The sequence below is a fragment of the Ignavibacteriales bacterium genome, from assembly GCA_026390795.1.
GTDB lineage: Bacteria > Bacteroidota > Ignavibacteria > Ignavibacteriales > Melioribacteraceae > Fen-1258.
In genome coordinates this window covers 1,695,787-1,713,051 of record JAPLFG010000003.1, presented here as the reverse complement: position 1 = coordinate 1,713,051, position 17,265 = coordinate 1,695,787, and the positions used below count along the sequence as shown (strand labels likewise).

The window sequence follows — 17,265 nt, the reverse complement described above, 5'->3', positions numbered from 1 at the left end:
AAATGCATTTAGCAGGGAATAACATTGGTAAGTTTTTTAATTATAGATGATGACGAATCAATTAGAACTCTTTTTAGAACAATTTTGAAGAAAAAATTTGTCTGCGAAGTATTTGAAGCCGATAATGGAGTTAACGGTTTGAGTGCTTTACAAAAGAATTTGCCTGATATTATTCTTCTTGATTTAATGATGCCTGTAATGGATGGAATTGAAACTTTGGATTCAATAAGAGCAAATCCGGCTTTTAAAACAATTCCCGTTTTTGTGATTACAGCTGTTGGAGATAGAGAAGTGATAAGAAACCTATGCGAAAAAAATATTACTGATTATCTCTTGAAACCAATTGATGTAAATGAAACTGTGGAACGAATTCAGAGAATGATCAACCGCTTGGGTGAATCTAAAAAAATTGAACCAGTCGGTAAAACCGGACGCGTCAACAGCAAAGAAAAGGCGAATCAAATATTAATCGTTGATAATGATGCGGAATTTAAGAACTTCTTCAATGATCTTTTAAATGAGCGCTTTATTATTCATCAAGCATCTAACGTAAACGAAGGTTTTACTGTTTTTTCTGATCACCAGCCAAAATTTATTTTTATGAGTAATAATCTTAGTTTGTTAGATAAAATAATTCTTTCACAAAAAATTAGAGAAATATCCTCCGATAAAGAGGTTGAGATTTATCTTTTAATTGACAATATGAAACTATTACCATCTAAAATACACAGCTATAATGGAGTTATTAGGAAAACAACAGATAAAGAATTGTTTCTAAAGGATATTTATTTCTTGAATGAAGAAATATTCGAAACGAAAAGGACAAGAATCTAAATGAAAAAGAAAGCACCTGCCGGGAAGAATATATCGGGCAGATCGAAGAAGTCCGAAGAATTATTAAAACAAAGCGAAGATAGTTTTCGCGATTTGTTCAACGCCATCAGCGATGCGATTTACATTCTGGATAAAGATGGAATATTTTTAGATGTAAACAAAAGCGCTGAAATTTTATACGGTTATAAACTGGAAGAGTTTATTGGTCGCACACCCGAATTCCTTTCAGCACCCCGAAAAAACAATATGAAAGAAATTGCGGCTTTCATTCAAAAAACTTTTACTACCGGAGAACCAACAACTTTCGAATTCTGGGGACTGAAAAAGAATGGCGTTGTATTTCCGACAGAAGTACTTCTGAATAAAGGAACTCACTTTGGTCAAGAAGTTATAATAGCAATCGGTAGAGATATAACCGACCGAATCGTTATTCAAGAAGCTCTGAGAAAGAGCGAAGAACAGTATCGAAACCTTTATCAGAATTCACCAATCGGTATTTACAGATCAACCCCGCAAGGTAAAATTCTCCTTGCAAATGCTTCTTTATTAAGGATGTTGCGATATCCATCATTCGAAGAATTACAGGAAATCGACCTTAAGAAAACATCTTATTTTAAAAAAAATTATAGAAAATCTTTTATTGAAAAGATTGAAAAAGATGGCGAAGTCATCGGGTTTGAGACAGCGTGGTTGAGAAAAGACGACACAACTGTTTTTGTAAGAGAGAATTCAAGAGCGGTTAAAGATGAAAATGGGAATATTTTATTCTACGAAGGAACTGTGGAGGATATTACTGAAAAAATAATTGCTGAGGAAGAACTGCGAAAAGAACGGGAATTATTTATGAGCGGACCTGTTTTTATCATCAACAAAAAAGCAACTTCCGGCAACCCAGCTACTTATGTTTCTCAAAATATTAAAACAACATTAGGTTATGATCCGGAAGAAATTCTTTTCAATCCGGCAATTTCTAGCTCGGTAATGCATCCAGATGATAGAGAGCGTGTTTCCAACGAAGTTAAAGCATACATTGAGGCCGGCATTTTTAATTTTGAACAGGAATATAGATTAAAGAATAAAAATGGAAAATATTGTTGGTATTCCGATTTCACTCATGTCGTAAGAAATTCCGATGGAGAAGTTACAGATTATCACGCATACCTTTTTGACATCACCTCGCGCAAAGAAGCCGAAGAGGCTTTACTGCGTTCCGAGAATGAATTAAGAAATTTAAACACGATGAAAGATAAATTTTTCTCAGTCATTGCTCACGATCTTAGAAGTCCGTTTCAAGGCTTGCTCGGAATGTCTAACATTCTGTTGGAAGATGACGAACTAACTGATGTGGAGAGAAAAACATTTATGCAGAAATTGCACGACGGGCTGAGAACTCAATTTAATTTTATTGATAATCTCCTTACTTGGAACCGTTCGCAAAGAGGCGCAATAGAGTTCCACCCTGAATCAAACGATATTTCTTCTATAATTCAAGAAACTTTGTCGCTCTTGAATGACAGTATCATAAAAAAAGATTTGAAAATCAGTAACAACTTGAACGAAAATATATTTGCTGTTTTTGATAGAAACATTCTCGCAACAGTTATCCGGAATCTAATCTCCAATGCAATCAAGTTTACAAACAAAGGCGGCGAAATTTCAATTTCGGTGTTTGAAAAAGATGGCTCTATTATTTTTTCCGTTAAAGATACCGGGATTGGTATAGACAAAATAAATCAGGAGAAACTTTTTAGAATAGACACCCACTTTTCCACCAAGGGTACAGAGGAGGAAAGTGGAAGCGGGTTAGGATTGATTATCTGCTTCGATTTTGTAGAAAAACATAACGGAAAAATTTGGGTTGAAAGTGAACTTGGAAAAGGTAGTTCATTTAGCTTTAGTATACCGAAGGATTAATGAGGGGCTTTTTTTAATGAAAAATGGTTCTATTACAAAAAAATTCTTACTAGACGAATTCGAAAAACTGAAAGCTGAGAACAAACGGCTTAAACAAGCCAATAAAAAATATTTGTCTGCTTCTCAAATGATTGAAGAAGCAAATACCATCGACGGTCTCCGGACGGAAATTGAGAATAGAAAAATTGTAGAAGAACAGTTGAGAGAAAGCGAGGAACGCTACCGGGAATTATTTGAAAGCAACCCGCATCCCATGTGGGTTTATGAACTTTCTACTCTCTCGTTTTTAGCTGTAAATGATGCAGCAGTAGAAAAGTATCAATATTCAAAAGAAGAGTTTTTGAATATGACTATTGCAGACATCAGACCAAAAGAAGATATTCCCAAACTTTTAAAAAGTATTCCGAAGAAAGATGCTGGAATTGACAAAGCCGGTTTATGGCACCACCGGAAAAAAGATGGAACCATTATAGACGTAGAGATAATATCCCATACCCTTACTTTTAATAACAAAGATGCAGAACTGGTTATTGCGCACGATCTAACCGAAAAAATACGCACTGAAGACGCCTTGAAATTAAGCGAATCACGTTTTAAGGGAGTAATTAATTCTATACAAGATTTGGTTTATACGCTCGATAGGAATCAAAAGATAACCGGCTTGTACGGAATGTGGTCGGAAATGTATGGCTTTACCGAAGAAGAATTTCTCGGCAAGAAATTAACCATGTTTTTATCCCATCCAGAAACTACAATAAATGAAATTGCGACATTAAGAGCGTTGAACGGCGAAGCGGTTAAATTTGAATGGTCATTAAAAAGAAATGACGATAATTTTAATTTTGAAAGTTCGCTTACTCCCATCTTCGGAAACACGAATGATGTAATTGGAGTTGTTGGTGTAGCCCGGGATATTTCAGAGAGGAAACGTTCTGAACTAAGACTTAGGGAAAGCGAAGAAAGATACCGTAAATTATTTGACTTCTCGCCCGATCCTATTTTTGTTCACAAAGACGGGATAATACTTTTTATAAACAGTGCCGGTTTAAAATTGTTTGCTGCAAAACGCGAAGAACAAATTATCGGTAAAAATATACTTGAATTTGTTCATCCGGATTTTCGTTCTTCCGCAAGAGAAAGAATTGTCTCGCTTCAGAATGGCACGGACAAACTTCAAGTGGTAAGGAAAAAATTTATCCGGCTGGATGACGCTGTAATAGATGTGGAAGTTTCTACAATTTCATTTTCATACGATGGTGAGATTGCGGCACAAGTTGTGGTGCGTGATATTACTGAAAAAATGAAAGCCGAGAAGCAGATTCGTCTTCAAGCTGAACTTCTAAATTCTGCTAACGATTCTATCTTCCTTATTGATAAGAACGGATATATAGTTTATGCAAATAAGGCGGCTCTTCAACAACATGGTTACACAGATGAAGAAATATTGGTGATGAGGATTCAAGATCTCGATGTCAACGAGAATTCAGATTTTACACATGTAAGACTAAGAGATATTTATGAAAAAGGATTTGGTGCCTTCGAAGTAACTCACTCCAGAAAAGACAAATCTACTTTCCCCGCTGAGGTTAATGCGCAGTTAATAATTATAGATAATGAAAAATATGTTTTAAGTGTAGAACGAGATATAACAGAGCGTGTTCAAACTCATGCCGAATTAATTCAAAGCGAAGGAAAATTCAGATCAATATTTGAATCCGCTTCAGTTGCAATTTTAATTCTAGGACTTGACCACAAAATCTTACAGGCCAATCACACTTTCTCTAAAATGCTTGGTTATACTCAAGAAGAAGTTCTTGGTAAAAGCATTTTAGATTTGACTTATGAAGAAGACCGGTCCGATTCATATTCAAAATTAGGAGGCCTAGTTCATAAATCAGAAAAGGTCAACTACCTTGAAAAGCGATATTATAGTAAGAATGGAAAGTTGGTTTGGGGAATAGCTTCGGGTACTGTAATCAAAGATGATAAAGGAAATCCACTTTATGTAGTCGGTTTAATTCAAGATATTACGGATAGAGTGAAAGCCAATGAAAATCTAAGAAAAATTTCAAGTGCGGTAGAACAAAGTTCCTCATCTATAATTATAACCGATCTAAAAGGTTCTATTGAATATGTTAATCCGAAATTCACTCAAGTTACCGGATTTACTTCTGACGAAGCACTCGGTAAAAACCCAAGAGTACTTAAATCCGGCAAACAGACACAAGAGTTTTATGAAAATATGTGGAATACAATTAGTTCCGGACGTGAATGGCAGGGTGAGTTCCATAATAGAAAAAAATCCGGCCAGCTCTTTTGGGAACACGCATCAATTTCACCAATAAAGAACGAAGCCGGTAAAATCACGCATTATTTATCGGTAAAGGAAGACATTACAGAGTGGAAAAATGTCCAAGAAGAACTTATTAGATCCAAAGAAGAAGCTGTCGAAGCGAGCAAATTAAAATCCTCATTGCTAGCAAACATGTCTCATGAATTCCGCACTCCGCTAAACGGAGTTCTAGGCTTTGCACAACTTTTGAAAGAAGAAGTAGCGGATTCAAGTCAGCTCGATATGGTAGATAAGATTATTCAATCCGGAAGAAGGTTGATGAACACTCTCAATTCCGTACTTATGCTCACCGAACTTGAGAACAACAATTATCTTATCAATAAATCGGAAATTGATTTAGTCGTCCTTTGCCAGCAGTTAAAAATGTTTTTTGTAAAACCGGCGCAGAACAAAAATCTCGAATTTATACTTGATCTCAAAGAAGAAAATTTTTCAATTTTTTCTGATGAAAATTTACTAACACGGGTCATTTCAAGCTTTATTGAAAATGCCATCAAATACACTCATGCCGGTGGAATCAAGATTGAACTTACAAGCATTTATCAAAATAACGGGAAGAGACTCGCTGTAATTAATATTATTGATACCGGTATTGGTATTAGAACCGAAGATCAGAGTTTGATTTTTAGGGAGTTCAAACAGTTAAGTGAAGGATTCAGAAGAGATTTTGAAGGGTTAGGACTTGGGTTAACAATTGCAAATAAGATTATGAATTTGATCGGCGGTACCATCACTTTACAAAGTGAGCTTGGTAAGGGATCAAAATTTACACTAATGATTCCGGTAGAAACTCCCCAAAAAATCGACAGTGTTCAATCAAAACAAATTTTTATGGAAAAAGAAATGTCACCTATAACAAAACCTCCAACAGAAAATGAATTGGCTAATGTATTGCTCATCGAGGATAATCCTCTTAACATAGAAGTGGTTCAAAAATTTCTTTCTAAGATATGTACAGTTTCTTTTGCGAGGGAAGGTTTGGCGGCAATTAAAATGGCGGATGAACATGATTATAGTCTGGTTATGATCGACATTAATCTTGGACAAGGAATTGACGGAGTTCAAGTTTTGCATGAGATCAAAAAACTTGGCAAGTATGACGGCAAACCGATAATTGCTTTAACAGGTTATGCGTCGGATACTAACAAAAAAGAATTTCTAGCTCATGGGTTTACTCACTATTTAGCAAAACCATTTGATAAAAGAGAATTAATAAAACTTGTTATGGGCATCTTAAATTTGGAATAAGAGCAAAATTCATTTACATACTTAATTGGGTTCGATTGTACGATTGGTTACGCAAATTACTAAGTATTATCCTAAATGTAACAACTTACAGATTCGTCATAAACCGTTTTTCTGATATATAATTCATTCAAAAGTGACTCGTTCAATATAAAATCCACTTGCTAATCTAATCAATAGCCAATAAGTTTCGGATATAAACATTCTATTTGAATAATCTATTTAAGGTTCTAACATGAGTCTCAGTCAAATTGCAAGATCAATCAAAGCTTCTCCGACATTAGCATTAAATGAAAAAGCGGCAATCCTAAGAGAAAAAGGAGACCCGGTAATTCATCTTGGCGGCGGTGAACCCAAAAGCAGAGCTCCTATGGATGCATTGCTTGCTGCTGTAAATTCTCTAAACTCGGGCGAAATTCGTTATGCACCGGCAGATGGAACTCCCGAATTAAAAAAATCAATTATCCGCTATACGGATGAATATTATCATCGGAAAGTAAATCCGGAAAATGTAATTGCTTCAAGCGGTGCTAAACAATCTCTTATGGTGGCTCTCCAGGCAATTTTAAATCCGCAAGAAGAAGTAATTTATCCAGCACCTTATTGGGTTAGTTATCCGGATATGGCAAAACTTTGCGGCGCCATTGGCGTAGCTGCATTGCCGGAAGACGGAACATTCTATCCACGGTTAAAAGATATTGAAATGCGTGTTGGTTCTTATACGCGTGCAATTATTATAAACAGCCCAAATAATCCCAGCGGCGCAATGTATTCAGAAGATTTCATTGCAGATATAGTTGATTTTTGTGAGAAGAAAGGAATTTATTTAATTATGGATGATATTTATCATCGCCTTATTTTTGACGGTAAGAAACCATTTAGCGCATATGATTACACAAAAAAATCTGTTGAAGAATCAAAACTTCTAATTGTTAACGGTGTTTCTAAACAATATGCAATGACAGGCTTTAGAATCGGCTGGGCTGTTGGAAACAAAAAATTAATTGCGGCTATGTCCAACATTCAAGGTCATCAAACTTCCGGTCCATCTGTTCTATTGCAAAAAGCCGCCGCCGGCGCACTTAACGGAATTCAATCCGGAGTTGAAAGCTTACGTGTTACTCTAGAGAACAACCGCAATGTTCTAATAGATCAACTACGTTCTTTTAGCGGCGTAAAAGTTTATGTACCGGACGGAACTTTTTATTGCTTTGCAGATTTTTCTGCATATGATAAAGATTCACAAAAACTTTCTCAGTTCTTAATTGATAAAGTGATGGTTCTAACCGTTCCAGGCAAAGAATTTGGTCTCGACGGATTTTTACGAATCAGTTATTGCGGAACGATCAAAGATATTACCGATGGAATAGAAAGAATGAAGTGGGCGCTCGATCCTAACGCGCCGAATGAACTGTATATTGGCGACCGCAAATTAGTGAGGGATTGGTCATGAGCAAATATTTAGAATTCAACACACCGGCACTTAAACAAGCGCTTGAGCTTGCATCGGATTTCCGATTAAAGAATCAAGGTATTACAAATCTTGACCGCGTTTATTGGAATCTTCCACACGAAGCTCTTTATGAAGAAATTATTTTCAGAAATGAAGGCAGGCTTGCTAAAGATGGAGCTCTAATTGTAAATACGGGTAAACATACGGCACGCGCTGCGTCTGATAAATTTATTGTTCGTGAAGAATCTACGATGAAGGATATTTGGTGGGGAACTTACAACCGTCCTTATGCGCATCCATTATGGTCACAGTTAATGGGTAGATTTCAAGCCTGGGCTCAAGGAGAAGAGTTGTTTGTTCAGGATTGTTATGCCGGAGCCGATCCGGATTATAAATTACCCGTTCGTATTATTACGGAAAAAGCATGGCATAGTTTGTTTGCCCGCAATATGTTCTTAACAACAAACAATAGAGATGAATTGAAAAATTTTGTTCCCGATTTCACAATAATTGCAGTTCCAGGATTTAAACTCGACCCGATTGCAGATGGTACGCGTTCGGATACAGGCATCATTCTTAATTTTGACCAACGAACTGCCGTCATTGCAAACACACTTTATGCCGGTGAGATCAAGAAGTCTGTTTTTACTGTTTTGAATTTTCTACTTACTTATCAAGATGTTCTTCCGATGCATTGTTCAGCAAACGTCGGCGATGACGGTGATGTTGCATTATTCTTTGGTTTGAGCGGAACCGGTAAAACAACTTTATCCGCCGATCCAAAAAGGAAACTCATTGGCGATGATGAGCATGGCTGGAGTAGTCAAGGAGTGTTTAATTTTGAAGCCGGATGTTACGCAAAAGTGATTCGTCTTTCAGCAGAACATGAACCGCAGATTTATGAAACCACACACCGCTTCGGAACGATATTGGAAAATGTTGTCTTTGATCCCACGTCCCGGATGATTGATCTGGATGATGATTCAATTACAGAAAATACGCGCGCATCATACCCGATTAATTTTATTCCTAATGTAATTAGTGACGGATATGTCCGTACTCATCCTAAAAATATTATTTTCCTAACTTGCGACGCATCCGGTGTTATGCCGCCAATTGCAAAATTAAACGCAGAACAAGCTCAATATCATTTTATCAGCGGATATACTTCTAAAATCGCCGGAACGGAGATTGGTTTAGGCATTGAACCGCAGATAACTTTTTCTGCATGTTTCGGCGGACCTTTTATGGTTCGTCATCCTTTTGAATATGCGGAGATGTTAAAACAAAGAATGCTTAAACATGGCGCAAATGTTTGGCTTGTTAATACCGGCTGGGTAGGCGGAAGATTCGGCGTCGGCAAACGTATCAGTATTCGCCACACAAGAAATCTTTTAAATGCTGCTCTAGAGGGAAAACTTGATAATGTGAAATACCGTAAAGATAAATTGTTTGGTTATGAAGTACCGATGACTTGCCCCGAGGTACCGGAAGATGTTTTGTACCCGGAAAATTCTTGGGGTAGTAAAGACGAATATTGGAAAAAATATGATGCCCTTGCCGCACGTTTCGGTGAGAATTTCAAATTGTTCGAAAAAGGTTGTTCGCAAAATGTAATTGATGCCGGTCCAAAACGTCTATCGCAACTTAAATAGTATTACATCCGGAGCTTCTTTTGAAGCTCCGGAACATTTCCGGAGTAATGATGAAAAATTACAAACCGATTTTGATGCTAGTGATAGGAGTTGTTTTATTTTCTTCATGTAATACCGAGAACCCGGTGATCACTAAAATTCCCGGGATAAATGACTTCAGCGAAAATAATCCTTCTGTAGCCAATGCATTAAATTCATTAACAATTACTGTCGTAGCCAATAAGTATAATTATGCACTGGAATACACAATTAATTTTGATAAACTTAATGCGGACTTAGCTCTTTCCATTGGTGGTCGGACAGGCGGAGATGTGTCAATTCAGATTTATAACGATTCCAAACAGATGCTCTACAATGCGGACTTCAATCAGAATACATCTTATGCACAATCAATCATATTCGATGAAAAGCCAACCAAGGTTAAATTAATATTCAATACTCTTACTGCAAATTTCAGTTGTGCACTTTCAGGTAAATAAATTTTACTTTTAGTGCCCTCCCCTTTTCAATATAGTTATCAAACATTATATTAGACAAAGTTTTTGAGGAAATTACATTTCCCGTTTATTCAATCTCCTAAACTAATTACAATAAGATCGGAGAATTTTTGCCAATCTCTAAACGAGTAAATAAAATTGGTGTCTCACCAACAATGAAGATCGCAGCCGAAGCAAAAGAAATGCAGGCAAGAGGCGAAAATGTTATTGATCTTTCTGTGGGCGAACCGGATTTTCCAACGCCGCCCAATGTAAAGCAAGCAGCTAAACGTGCTATAGACGAAAATCAAACACGTTACACTTTTAACCAAGGTACAATTGAACTTCGCACGGCTATTTCAAATAAATTTATAAAAGAGAACGGTTTAGAATATCTGCCTAATGATATTATTGTCTCTACAGGAGCAAAACAATCTATATACAATGCGGTTCAGTCGCTTGTTCATGATAACGATGAAGTAATTTTTTCTTCGCCCTACTACGTTTCTTACCCGGAGATGGTTTCCTTAGCACACGGACAGTCAGTGATTATTCCTACAACAGAAGAGAGCGGTTTCAAGATTACTCCGTCAATGTTGCAAAATGTTATAACAACCAGATCAAAAGTTTTGATACTTTGTAATCCGTCTAATCCCACCGGCGCTTGTTACACACTCAATGAATTGGAGGAAATTGCTGAGATAGTAGAACAGAATAATCTTTATGTTATAAGCGATGAGATTTATGAAAAGATAATTTATGATAATTTTGAATTCGTCAGTTTTGCATCTTTAAGAAAGAAAATCAAGAACAGAACAATTACTATTAACGGATTTTCAAAGTCGTATGCCATGACTGGGTGGAGAATGGGATATGCTGCCGGACCGGAAGAAATAATTAAAGCAATGAATAAAATTCAAAGTCACAGCACTTCAAATGCGTCATCAATTTCTCAAGCTGCTTCTTTAGAAGCGTTAACCGGTCCTCAGGATTATGTTGAAATGATGAGAAAGGAATATGAACAAAGAAGAAATTTCTTGCACAACGCTCTCGTTTCAATTAGTGATGTAAGCTGTTACAAACCCGAAGGGGCATTCTATCTTTTTCCAAATTTTTCTAAATACTTTCATAAATCCACTCCTTTATTTAGAATAGAACGTTCATTCGATCTTGCTATGTACCTTCTCTACGAAGCAAAGGTTGCTACTGTACCGGGAAGTGCGTTTGGAGCTGAAGGTTATTTGCGGCTTTCTTATTCTACTTCAATGGCAAATTTGAAAGAAGGTTCTGATAGAATAAAGGAGGCACTTTCTAAACTCTCTTGAATAATCTTATTCATTTTTAACAATTGCCGATAAGATTAGAATCAATTGAACTCTGAAGAACAACAACTAAAATTAGCTGATAAGGTAAGATTCAATTGCGCGGTAAACTTTTTCTTTTTCCATCTGCTCGCCTGTCCAAAGTTCAAAAGCTTTCGCGCCTTGTTCTACAAACATTTTCAATCCGGTAATTATTGTGGCGCCTTGTGATTCGGCGAGTCTAAGCAATTTTGTTTTTACTGGATTATAAACTACATCAAAAACAATCTGCCCGCTCATAAATGATTCTTTGATTGTTGTAGCAGAATCATCAATCTCAGGAAACATTCCCATTGGTGTAGTATTAATAATAAGTTTTGAATTTCGGAAAGTTTCTACCAAATCCGGCGGAACAAGAGCATGCGCTTTAAAGTCGTCATGTATCATTTTTGCGGAAAAATATTCTTTCAGAGATTCTGCCGTCTGCTCAGTCCGGTTGATTATATTAATTTGACCGACCTTAAATGTTCTAATCAGCGCATAAATAACGCTACGTGCCGCGCCGCCGGTTCCAATCACTGAAATTTTTGCGCCTGCAATTTCATCTTTGTATGGATTCAACGATTCAACAACACCGTTAACGTCTGTATTGTAACCACGTAAAATTCCGTCGTCGTTTACAACTGTATTTACAGCTCCAATAATATTTGCTTCCTCCGAAACATCTTTTAGTAACGGAAGAATTTTTTCTTTTAATGGAATAGTAACATTAAAACCTTTTATTCCAAGAGCAACCATTCCTTTCATTGTATCTTTCAAAGAATTTGAAGGTATATCGAATGGGAGGTAGATACAATTTAATCCAGAAATTTCGAAAGCAATATTATGCATTAACGGTGAAAACGATTGCTTTATCGGATGCCCGATTACACCAACAATTTTTGTATTATGATTGAACTTGTTTTGAGATTGTATCATAAGCTATGATTTATTTTCGTCTATTAATTTTGTAAACAGTTTTGATGTTTTTACATCCGGATAATCTTTTGTGAATTCATTTCTGATATTCGGATCAAGTTCGAATGCAATTTTCAAACTCTCAATTGCTTCCTGAGTATGGCCCAGAAGAAAGTTTATTTTTGACTTGCCGTAAAACGAATTTGCATTCTTTGGTTCAATTCTAATGCATTCGTCAAATGCTTTTAGACTTTCCAGCCACATGCCTATTTCGATGTATGTTTCGGCAAGTTTAAGCCAAGCATTAAAATTATTCTTGTTATGTTCAACGGCTTTTAAATAATTGTTAATTGATTCATGCAAATTACCAAGAGAATATTCCAAGTCTGCAATCGCGAACCATGCATCTTCTGGACTGCTGGTCAATGAAATAGCCTTGTTGAAATCCTTTAATGCAAGCTGGTATTTTCCAACAGAGTCATAGCAGTAACCACGGGCGAGAAACGCTTCATAATATTCGGCATCAAGTTTAATTGATTCGGAATAATATTTTATCGCTTGATGAAACGATCCCAGTTCTTCGTAAGTCTGTCCCATATTAAATAAAATTGTTTCATCAAACGGGTCAAGCTCGTTCGCCCTCTTATAGGACTTCAGCGCATCATTAACTCGTCCAATTCGCGCATAAGAATACCCGCAATTAAACCATGAGCTTGAAAAATCATCTTTCAACGCAATAGAAAGCTCGAAACAATTAATTGCTTTTTCAAAATGTTCAAGGCGAACCAGGACTATTCCTTTATTATACCATCCGGTAAAACTGTTTGGATCCAATTCCAAATATTTATCGTAAGCAACAAGGGCTTTGTCTAATTGGTTCATATTCTCGTAACAATAACCCAATTCATACCATGCTTCTATATACTCCGGGTCGGCTGCAATAGAACTGTCGAAATAACAAATTGCTTCTTCGTACTTTTCTTTTTTCTCAAATAAAATTCCAAGATTGAAAAGCGTTTCTTCGTTATTCGGTTCAATTTCCAAAGCCCGCGTCAACGATGCAACCGCATCGTCAAATAAACCTAAATTATCTTCAGCAATTGATTTATTGATAAAGGTTTCAACGTCGTTGGGATTCAATGAAAGAGCTTTTGCAAAACACTTGTCTGCTTGTTCAAAACTAAACGTATTATTGAGAAGAATTCCTTTGTATTGCCAGGCTTCGGAATTATATGGAACTGCGTTTAATAATGCTTCGGCTAAGTATAAACCGTCTTCGACATAATCATATTCAAGGCAAAGTTGAATTACTTCTTCTATAAAATCCAGGTGTACAAAAGTAGAGCCATTGTCTATATGTTCTCTGCATGTATTTATTTTTAATTTTACTTCTTCATCATTAAATTCTGATTCATAATTGTCGTTGAGATAATCCTCAGAAAAACTCATTAATACTCCTTCTTAATTCGGAAGAAAATGTATAGCTAACAAAAGTGAAAATCAAGTTGAAATTAGTTTGGATATTTCGGGTATAGCTTTAGAATTGAATTGGGCTGTTTTATTGCAAGCTGAATTCCAATTTTTTTGAAGAACTTTGTTTTATACTTCCACTTAACTTTATGGTATATATCTTAAGTTCATTGTTATAATGATTTCTATATGATTTTCTAATTGAGAAAATAAAATTCTCTAATTTATCATCATCAATAATGTGGAATGTGCTTCTTACAGGAGAACAACATATTATTTTTGAGGAGTGCACACCTTCTATTTGCTGAGATTCTCTAAAAAGGAAATCGCAATGTTCATTACTTAGATTGTAATCTTCGGCTAAATTAATATGAGAATCTATAATAGTATTGCCAAAATTTTTGAGAGATTTTTTTCTTAGGTGCTTAATTGCCTCTTGAACCCTTATCCTTTCCTTTACATTATATAAAACACGGTCAAAGATTCTTTTGGGAAGCATGTGATAATGCTTGTATAAAAAATCTATCTTTATATCACGAAGATTTCTAATTCCCCATAAATATAAACGTAACGCTTTCACACCAACTTCACATTCGTCAATTCTTTCATTACATGTAATTTGAGGCTCAATTATTCTTTCACCCGAATCGCAAATTACTAATGACTGCTCTCCGCTGCCCCAGCTAACGGTCTTATACTCTTTAGTTCGTAAATCCATGAAAAACAGCTTGTTCACTTTACCGAATTGAACAGTGTAATGGTGTGCAATGTTGGAGATTTTACCAATGATATTGAGTTCATTCTTTCTAACTATGCTTAACAGTTTTTCGTCATCAATCTTTAATGCAAATAATTTTCTAATGCTGTTCATAAAACCTATTTGATGCGCTGCCGAAGAACCAAGTCCTATACAGTCTGGAACTGTTGATGACACAACGCAATCGAATCCGGATCTAATAAGATTTTCTTCTTTTAAAATTTTCACCAATCCTTTAATTAGTTTATACGGATATTTAGCTTCTTGGTCAAGCTCGTTTAAATTGATGTTTGTGATGTAATTATATTCTGTCGAGGCAATATTAATTTCGCTGTCTTTTCTTTTCCTAACCATAAAAGTCCAATACATATCGATGCAAACGGAAAGAATAACACCATCGTTGTAATGTGTATGGTCGCCGAGAAGTATCATGCTGGCAGGACAAACTTTTAGAACAGTGTTGGAGGTATCGCCAAAAAGACTTGTAAATAATTGTGTGGTTAAGGCAATATTTTGATTTTCATTTCCATCAAGATTCATTTTCATAGAAGTTATGAATTAATGTAAAAAATGATTCATTCGAGCCCTTAATAAAGAGCAAAGAATGAAATTGTCTTATTAAAATTAAGCAATTTCTTCAATTTTGCCTAAAAAGATTTCTGTTTTGTACAAAGTTGGTAAAAAAGCCAAAATCGATTTTGACAGCCACTCTTTTGAGATAATGCAATATTATGGAAGTTTACAGCTAGTTGAGATCGTAATTATATATTAAAGATAACTCTGGGCGTCGAACTGATTCCTTTAGTTCTTTCAAGTTCTATTTCAGTTTTGTTCATTTCGTAATCTCTTTTTACGAGTATGAATTTTTTTCCATTGCCGTCATATTTGCGTGTGTTTATTTTGTCTTTAGCAAGCAACGTAAAAAAGTTCCGGAATAAATTTCTTTGCTAATTCAATTCCTGTACCTATTGCCTCAAAAAGCAATTTATCATTTTGATTTCGTTTTACAGTAATCTCTATTTTGCGGAGGTTAGTTTACTTGAAAGCATTATCAATAAGATGGGGGTTAACAAGGTAAAAACAATCAGTTATTCTGAAAATCCTTATTCTCTTTAAGTAGCTGTAAATGATTAACAATCGGTTGTATTAATCTAAAAGCCTGTTGAGAGGAGAATAATTTAAATTCTTCCTGATGAAGAATGCGTGATAATGCCCTTACTGTTCCGGTGATTATATTAATTAGATTGGTTTCCTGTGCAACTAATTCAACCGGCAATAGAAACACAGTATCAAAAATAGAAGCTTCTACAATTGGCAAGAGTTGTTTATACGGCAAGTTCTCAATCCGCAATCCTTTGGGAATTATCATATCTCGTTGACGAATTTTAAGTTCAACATTCATTCGTTCGAGAAGGAGTGTTAACGCGGAATCTATTGTTATTTTTATTTCTATCATCTTTGCCTAACCATAAACCCGATTTGTTTAGAAATCGGGTTTATTATAATTCATTTTATCCTAAAGTACAAATAATTAGATCACCGTTTTCTGTGAAAGAACCGATGTAACTTTTTTCGCCGCATCATGCAATGTTGAAGCAACTTCGAAATTTAATCCGGAGTTTTCTAAAAGTTCTTTTGCTTCAATTGCGTTAGTTCCCTCGAGACGAACGACAACTGGAACAGTAACAGAAACCTCTTTTACAGCATCAATAACACCTTGAGCTACACGGTCACATCTAACAATCCCACCGAAAATATTTATTAAAATTGCTTTTACGTTTGGATCAGACAAAATAATTTTAAATCCGTTTGCTACTGTTTCTTTATTTGCTCCGCCGCCGACATCCAAAAAATTTGCCGGTTCCCCGCCTGCAAGTTTAATTATATCCATAGTTGCCATTGCGAGTCCCGCGCCGTTGACCATACACCCTACATTTCCGTCAAGCTTTATATAATTGAGATTGTATTTTGAAGCTTCGATTTCAAGCGGATCTTCTTCATCAAGGTCCCGGTATGCAGAGATTTCTTGATGACGGTAAAGAGCGTTATCGTCAAAATTCATTTTTGCATCGAGTGCTACAATTTTATCATCGTTTGTAATAATCAGCGGATTAATTTCGAGCATCGATGCATCCGTTTCTTCATACGCTTTGTAAAGTTTCATCATAAATGGAATAAAACTTTTGAATGCCGCCCCTTCAAGTCCAAGACCAAATGCAATTTTGCGAGCTTGATATGATTGAAAACCAACTGACGGCTCGATCCATTCTTTAATAATTTTTTCCGGAGTTTCTTCGGCTACTTTTTCAATTTCAACCCCGCCTTCTGTAGATGCCATAATAACATTTTTTGAAACACCGCGATCGAGAAGAATTCCTAAATACAATTCTTTTTTGTAATCGAGTCCTTCGGCAATAAAAAGTGTTTTTACAATTTTACCTTCAGCACCGGTTTGATGTGTTACCAACAGATTGCCAAGCATTTTAGAAGCGTATTCTCTTGCTTTTTCAACCGATGTTGTAAATTTTACTCCGCCTTCCTGGACCAACTCTTCTCTATTATTAGGATTAAAAAGTTTGCCTTTACCTCTGCCGCCCGCGTGAATCTGCGATTTAACTACATATTGATTAATTCCGCGTTCTTTTAGTTGAACTATAGCGCCGTCAAATTCCGATAAAGTTTTAATAGCAATGCCATCCTGAACCGGTACACCGTATTTTTTTAAAGTCTCTTTAGCTTGAAACTCGTGTATTTTCATGATTTCCCTATTAATTAGTGTCTTCTGTGTTGTTGTTTATTAACGTGGTGAAAAATTAATTCATTTAGAAGTAAGAATCAAAGCGATGAAAA

At 35.8% G+C, this 17,265-nt stretch carries 12 protein-coding genes; 7 read left to right on the top strand and 5 right to left on the bottom strand.

Annotated features, from left to right (window positions below; genetic code table 11):
- Positions 1–24 precede the first annotated feature (24 nt).
- The 7 genes from NTX65_11115 (at position 25) to NTX65_11085 (ending at position 11,255) form a co-directional block, all read left to right on the top strand.
- Entirely contained in the window at positions 25–834 is an 810-nt protein-coding gene (locus NTX65_11115; protein MCX6169883.1) for a response regulator, read from the top strand.
- The gene (locus NTX65_11110; GenBank protein ID MCX6169882.1) at positions 835–2,748 is read left to right on the top strand and encodes a PAS domain S-box protein; all 1,914 of its coding nucleotides are present in this window, start codon (positions 835–837) and stop codon (positions 2,746–2,748) included.
- A 16-nt stretch (positions 2,749–2,764) separates the two neighbouring features.
- A complete protein-coding gene (locus NTX65_11105) occupies positions 2,765–6,349 on the top strand; it encodes a PAS domain S-box protein (protein MCX6169881.1) in 3,585 nt (1,194 codons plus the stop codon).
- 232 nt (positions 6,350–6,581) lie between these two features.
- On the top strand, positions 6,582–7,799 hold the full coding sequence (locus tag NTX65_11100) for an aminotransferase class I/II-fold pyridoxal phosphate-dependent enzyme (protein MCX6169880.1): 1,218 nt from the start codon (positions 6,582–6,584) through the stop codon (positions 7,797–7,799).
- A complete protein-coding gene (pckA, locus tag NTX65_11095) occupies positions 7,796–9,454 on the top strand; it encodes a phosphoenolpyruvate carboxykinase (ATP) (protein ID MCX6169879.1) in 1,659 nt (552 codons plus the stop codon). The genes NTX65_11100 and pckA overlap by 4 nt, the downstream gene beginning before the upstream one ends.
- 50 nt (positions 9,455–9,504) lie before the next feature.
- Positions 9,505–9,933, top strand: a complete 429-nt coding sequence (locus NTX65_11090) for a hypothetical protein (GenBank protein MCX6169878.1) — start codon at positions 9,505–9,507, stop codon at positions 9,931–9,933.
- Between the two features lie 128 nt (positions 9,934–10,061).
- On the top strand, positions 10,062–11,255 hold the full coding sequence (locus NTX65_11085) for a pyridoxal phosphate-dependent aminotransferase (protein MCX6169877.1): 1,194 nt from the start codon (positions 10,062–10,064) through the stop codon (positions 11,253–11,255).
- Between the two features lie 72 nt (positions 11,256–11,327).
- Here the strand turns inward: NTX65_11085 and NTX65_11080 are convergent, their stop codons facing one another.
- The 5 genes from NTX65_11080 to sucC all read right to left on the bottom strand — a co-directional run bounded on the left by NTX65_11080 (position 11,328) and on the right by sucC (position 17,173).
- Positions 11,328–12,209, bottom strand: coding sequence for a shikimate dehydrogenase (locus NTX65_11080; protein ID MCX6169876.1), 882 nt, complete (start codon positions 12,207–12,209; stop codon positions 11,328–11,330).
- Between the two features lie 3 nt (positions 12,210–12,212).
- Positions 12,213–13,637 (bottom strand): tetratricopeptide repeat protein, encoded by a 1,425-nt coding sequence (locus NTX65_11075; GenBank protein MCX6169875.1) that lies wholly within the window; start codon positions 13,635–13,637, stop codon positions 12,213–12,215.
- A gap of 109 nt (positions 13,638–13,746) precedes the next feature.
- Entirely contained in the window at positions 13,747–14,961 is a 1,215-nt protein-coding gene (locus NTX65_11070; protein MCX6169874.1) for a hypothetical protein, read from the bottom strand.
- Positions 14,962–15,499: 538 nt separating this feature from the next.
- Positions 15,500–15,871: a hypothetical protein gene (locus NTX65_11065; protein MCX6169873.1), complete on the bottom strand. Its 372-nt coding sequence runs from the start codon at positions 15,869–15,871 to the stop codon at positions 15,500–15,502.
- A gap of 75 nt (positions 15,872–15,946) precedes the next feature.
- Positions 15,947–17,173: an ADP-forming succinate--CoA ligase subunit beta gene (gene sucC, locus NTX65_11060; GenBank protein ID MCX6169872.1), complete on the bottom strand. Its 1,227-nt coding sequence runs from the start codon at positions 17,171–17,173 to the stop codon at positions 15,947–15,949.
- Positions 17,174–17,265: the final 92 nt, after the last annotated feature.

Bases quoted from the DNA above. Each gene is read 5' to 3' on its own strand.
- NTX65_11110 (MCX6169882.1), top strand. From the start codon at position 835: ATGAAAAAGAAAGCACCTGCCGGGAAGAATATATCGGGCAGATCGAAG.
- NTX65_11105 (MCX6169881.1), top strand. From the start codon at position 2,765: ATGAAAAATGGTTCTATTACAAAAAAATTCTTACTAGACGAATTCGAA.
- NTX65_11100 (MCX6169880.1), top strand. From the start codon at position 6,582: ATGAGTCTCAGTCAAATTGCAAGATCAATCAAAGCTTCTCCGACATTA.
- pckA (MCX6169879.1), top strand. From the start codon at position 7,796: ATGAGCAAATATTTAGAATTCAACACACCGGCACTTAAACAAGCGCTT.
- NTX65_11090 (MCX6169878.1), top strand. From the start codon at position 9,505: ATGAAAAATTACAAACCGATTTTGATGCTAGTGATAGGAGTTGTTTTA.
- NTX65_11080 (MCX6169876.1), bottom strand. From the start codon at position 12,209: ATGATACAATCTCAAAACAAGTTCAATCATAATACAAAAATTGTTGGT.
- NTX65_11075 (MCX6169875.1), bottom strand. From the start codon at position 13,637: ATGAGTTTTTCTGAGGATTATCTCAACGACAATTATGAATCAGAATTT.
- NTX65_11070 (MCX6169874.1), bottom strand. From the start codon at position 14,961: ATGAAAATGAATCTTGATGGAAATGAAAATCAAAATATTGCCTTAACC.
- NTX65_11065 (MCX6169873.1), bottom strand. From the start codon at position 15,871: ATGATAGAAATAAAAATAACAATAGATTCCGCGTTAACACTCCTTCTC.
- sucC (MCX6169872.1), bottom strand. From the start codon at position 17,173: ATGAAAATACACGAGTTTCAAGCTAAAGAGACTTTAAAAAAATACGGT.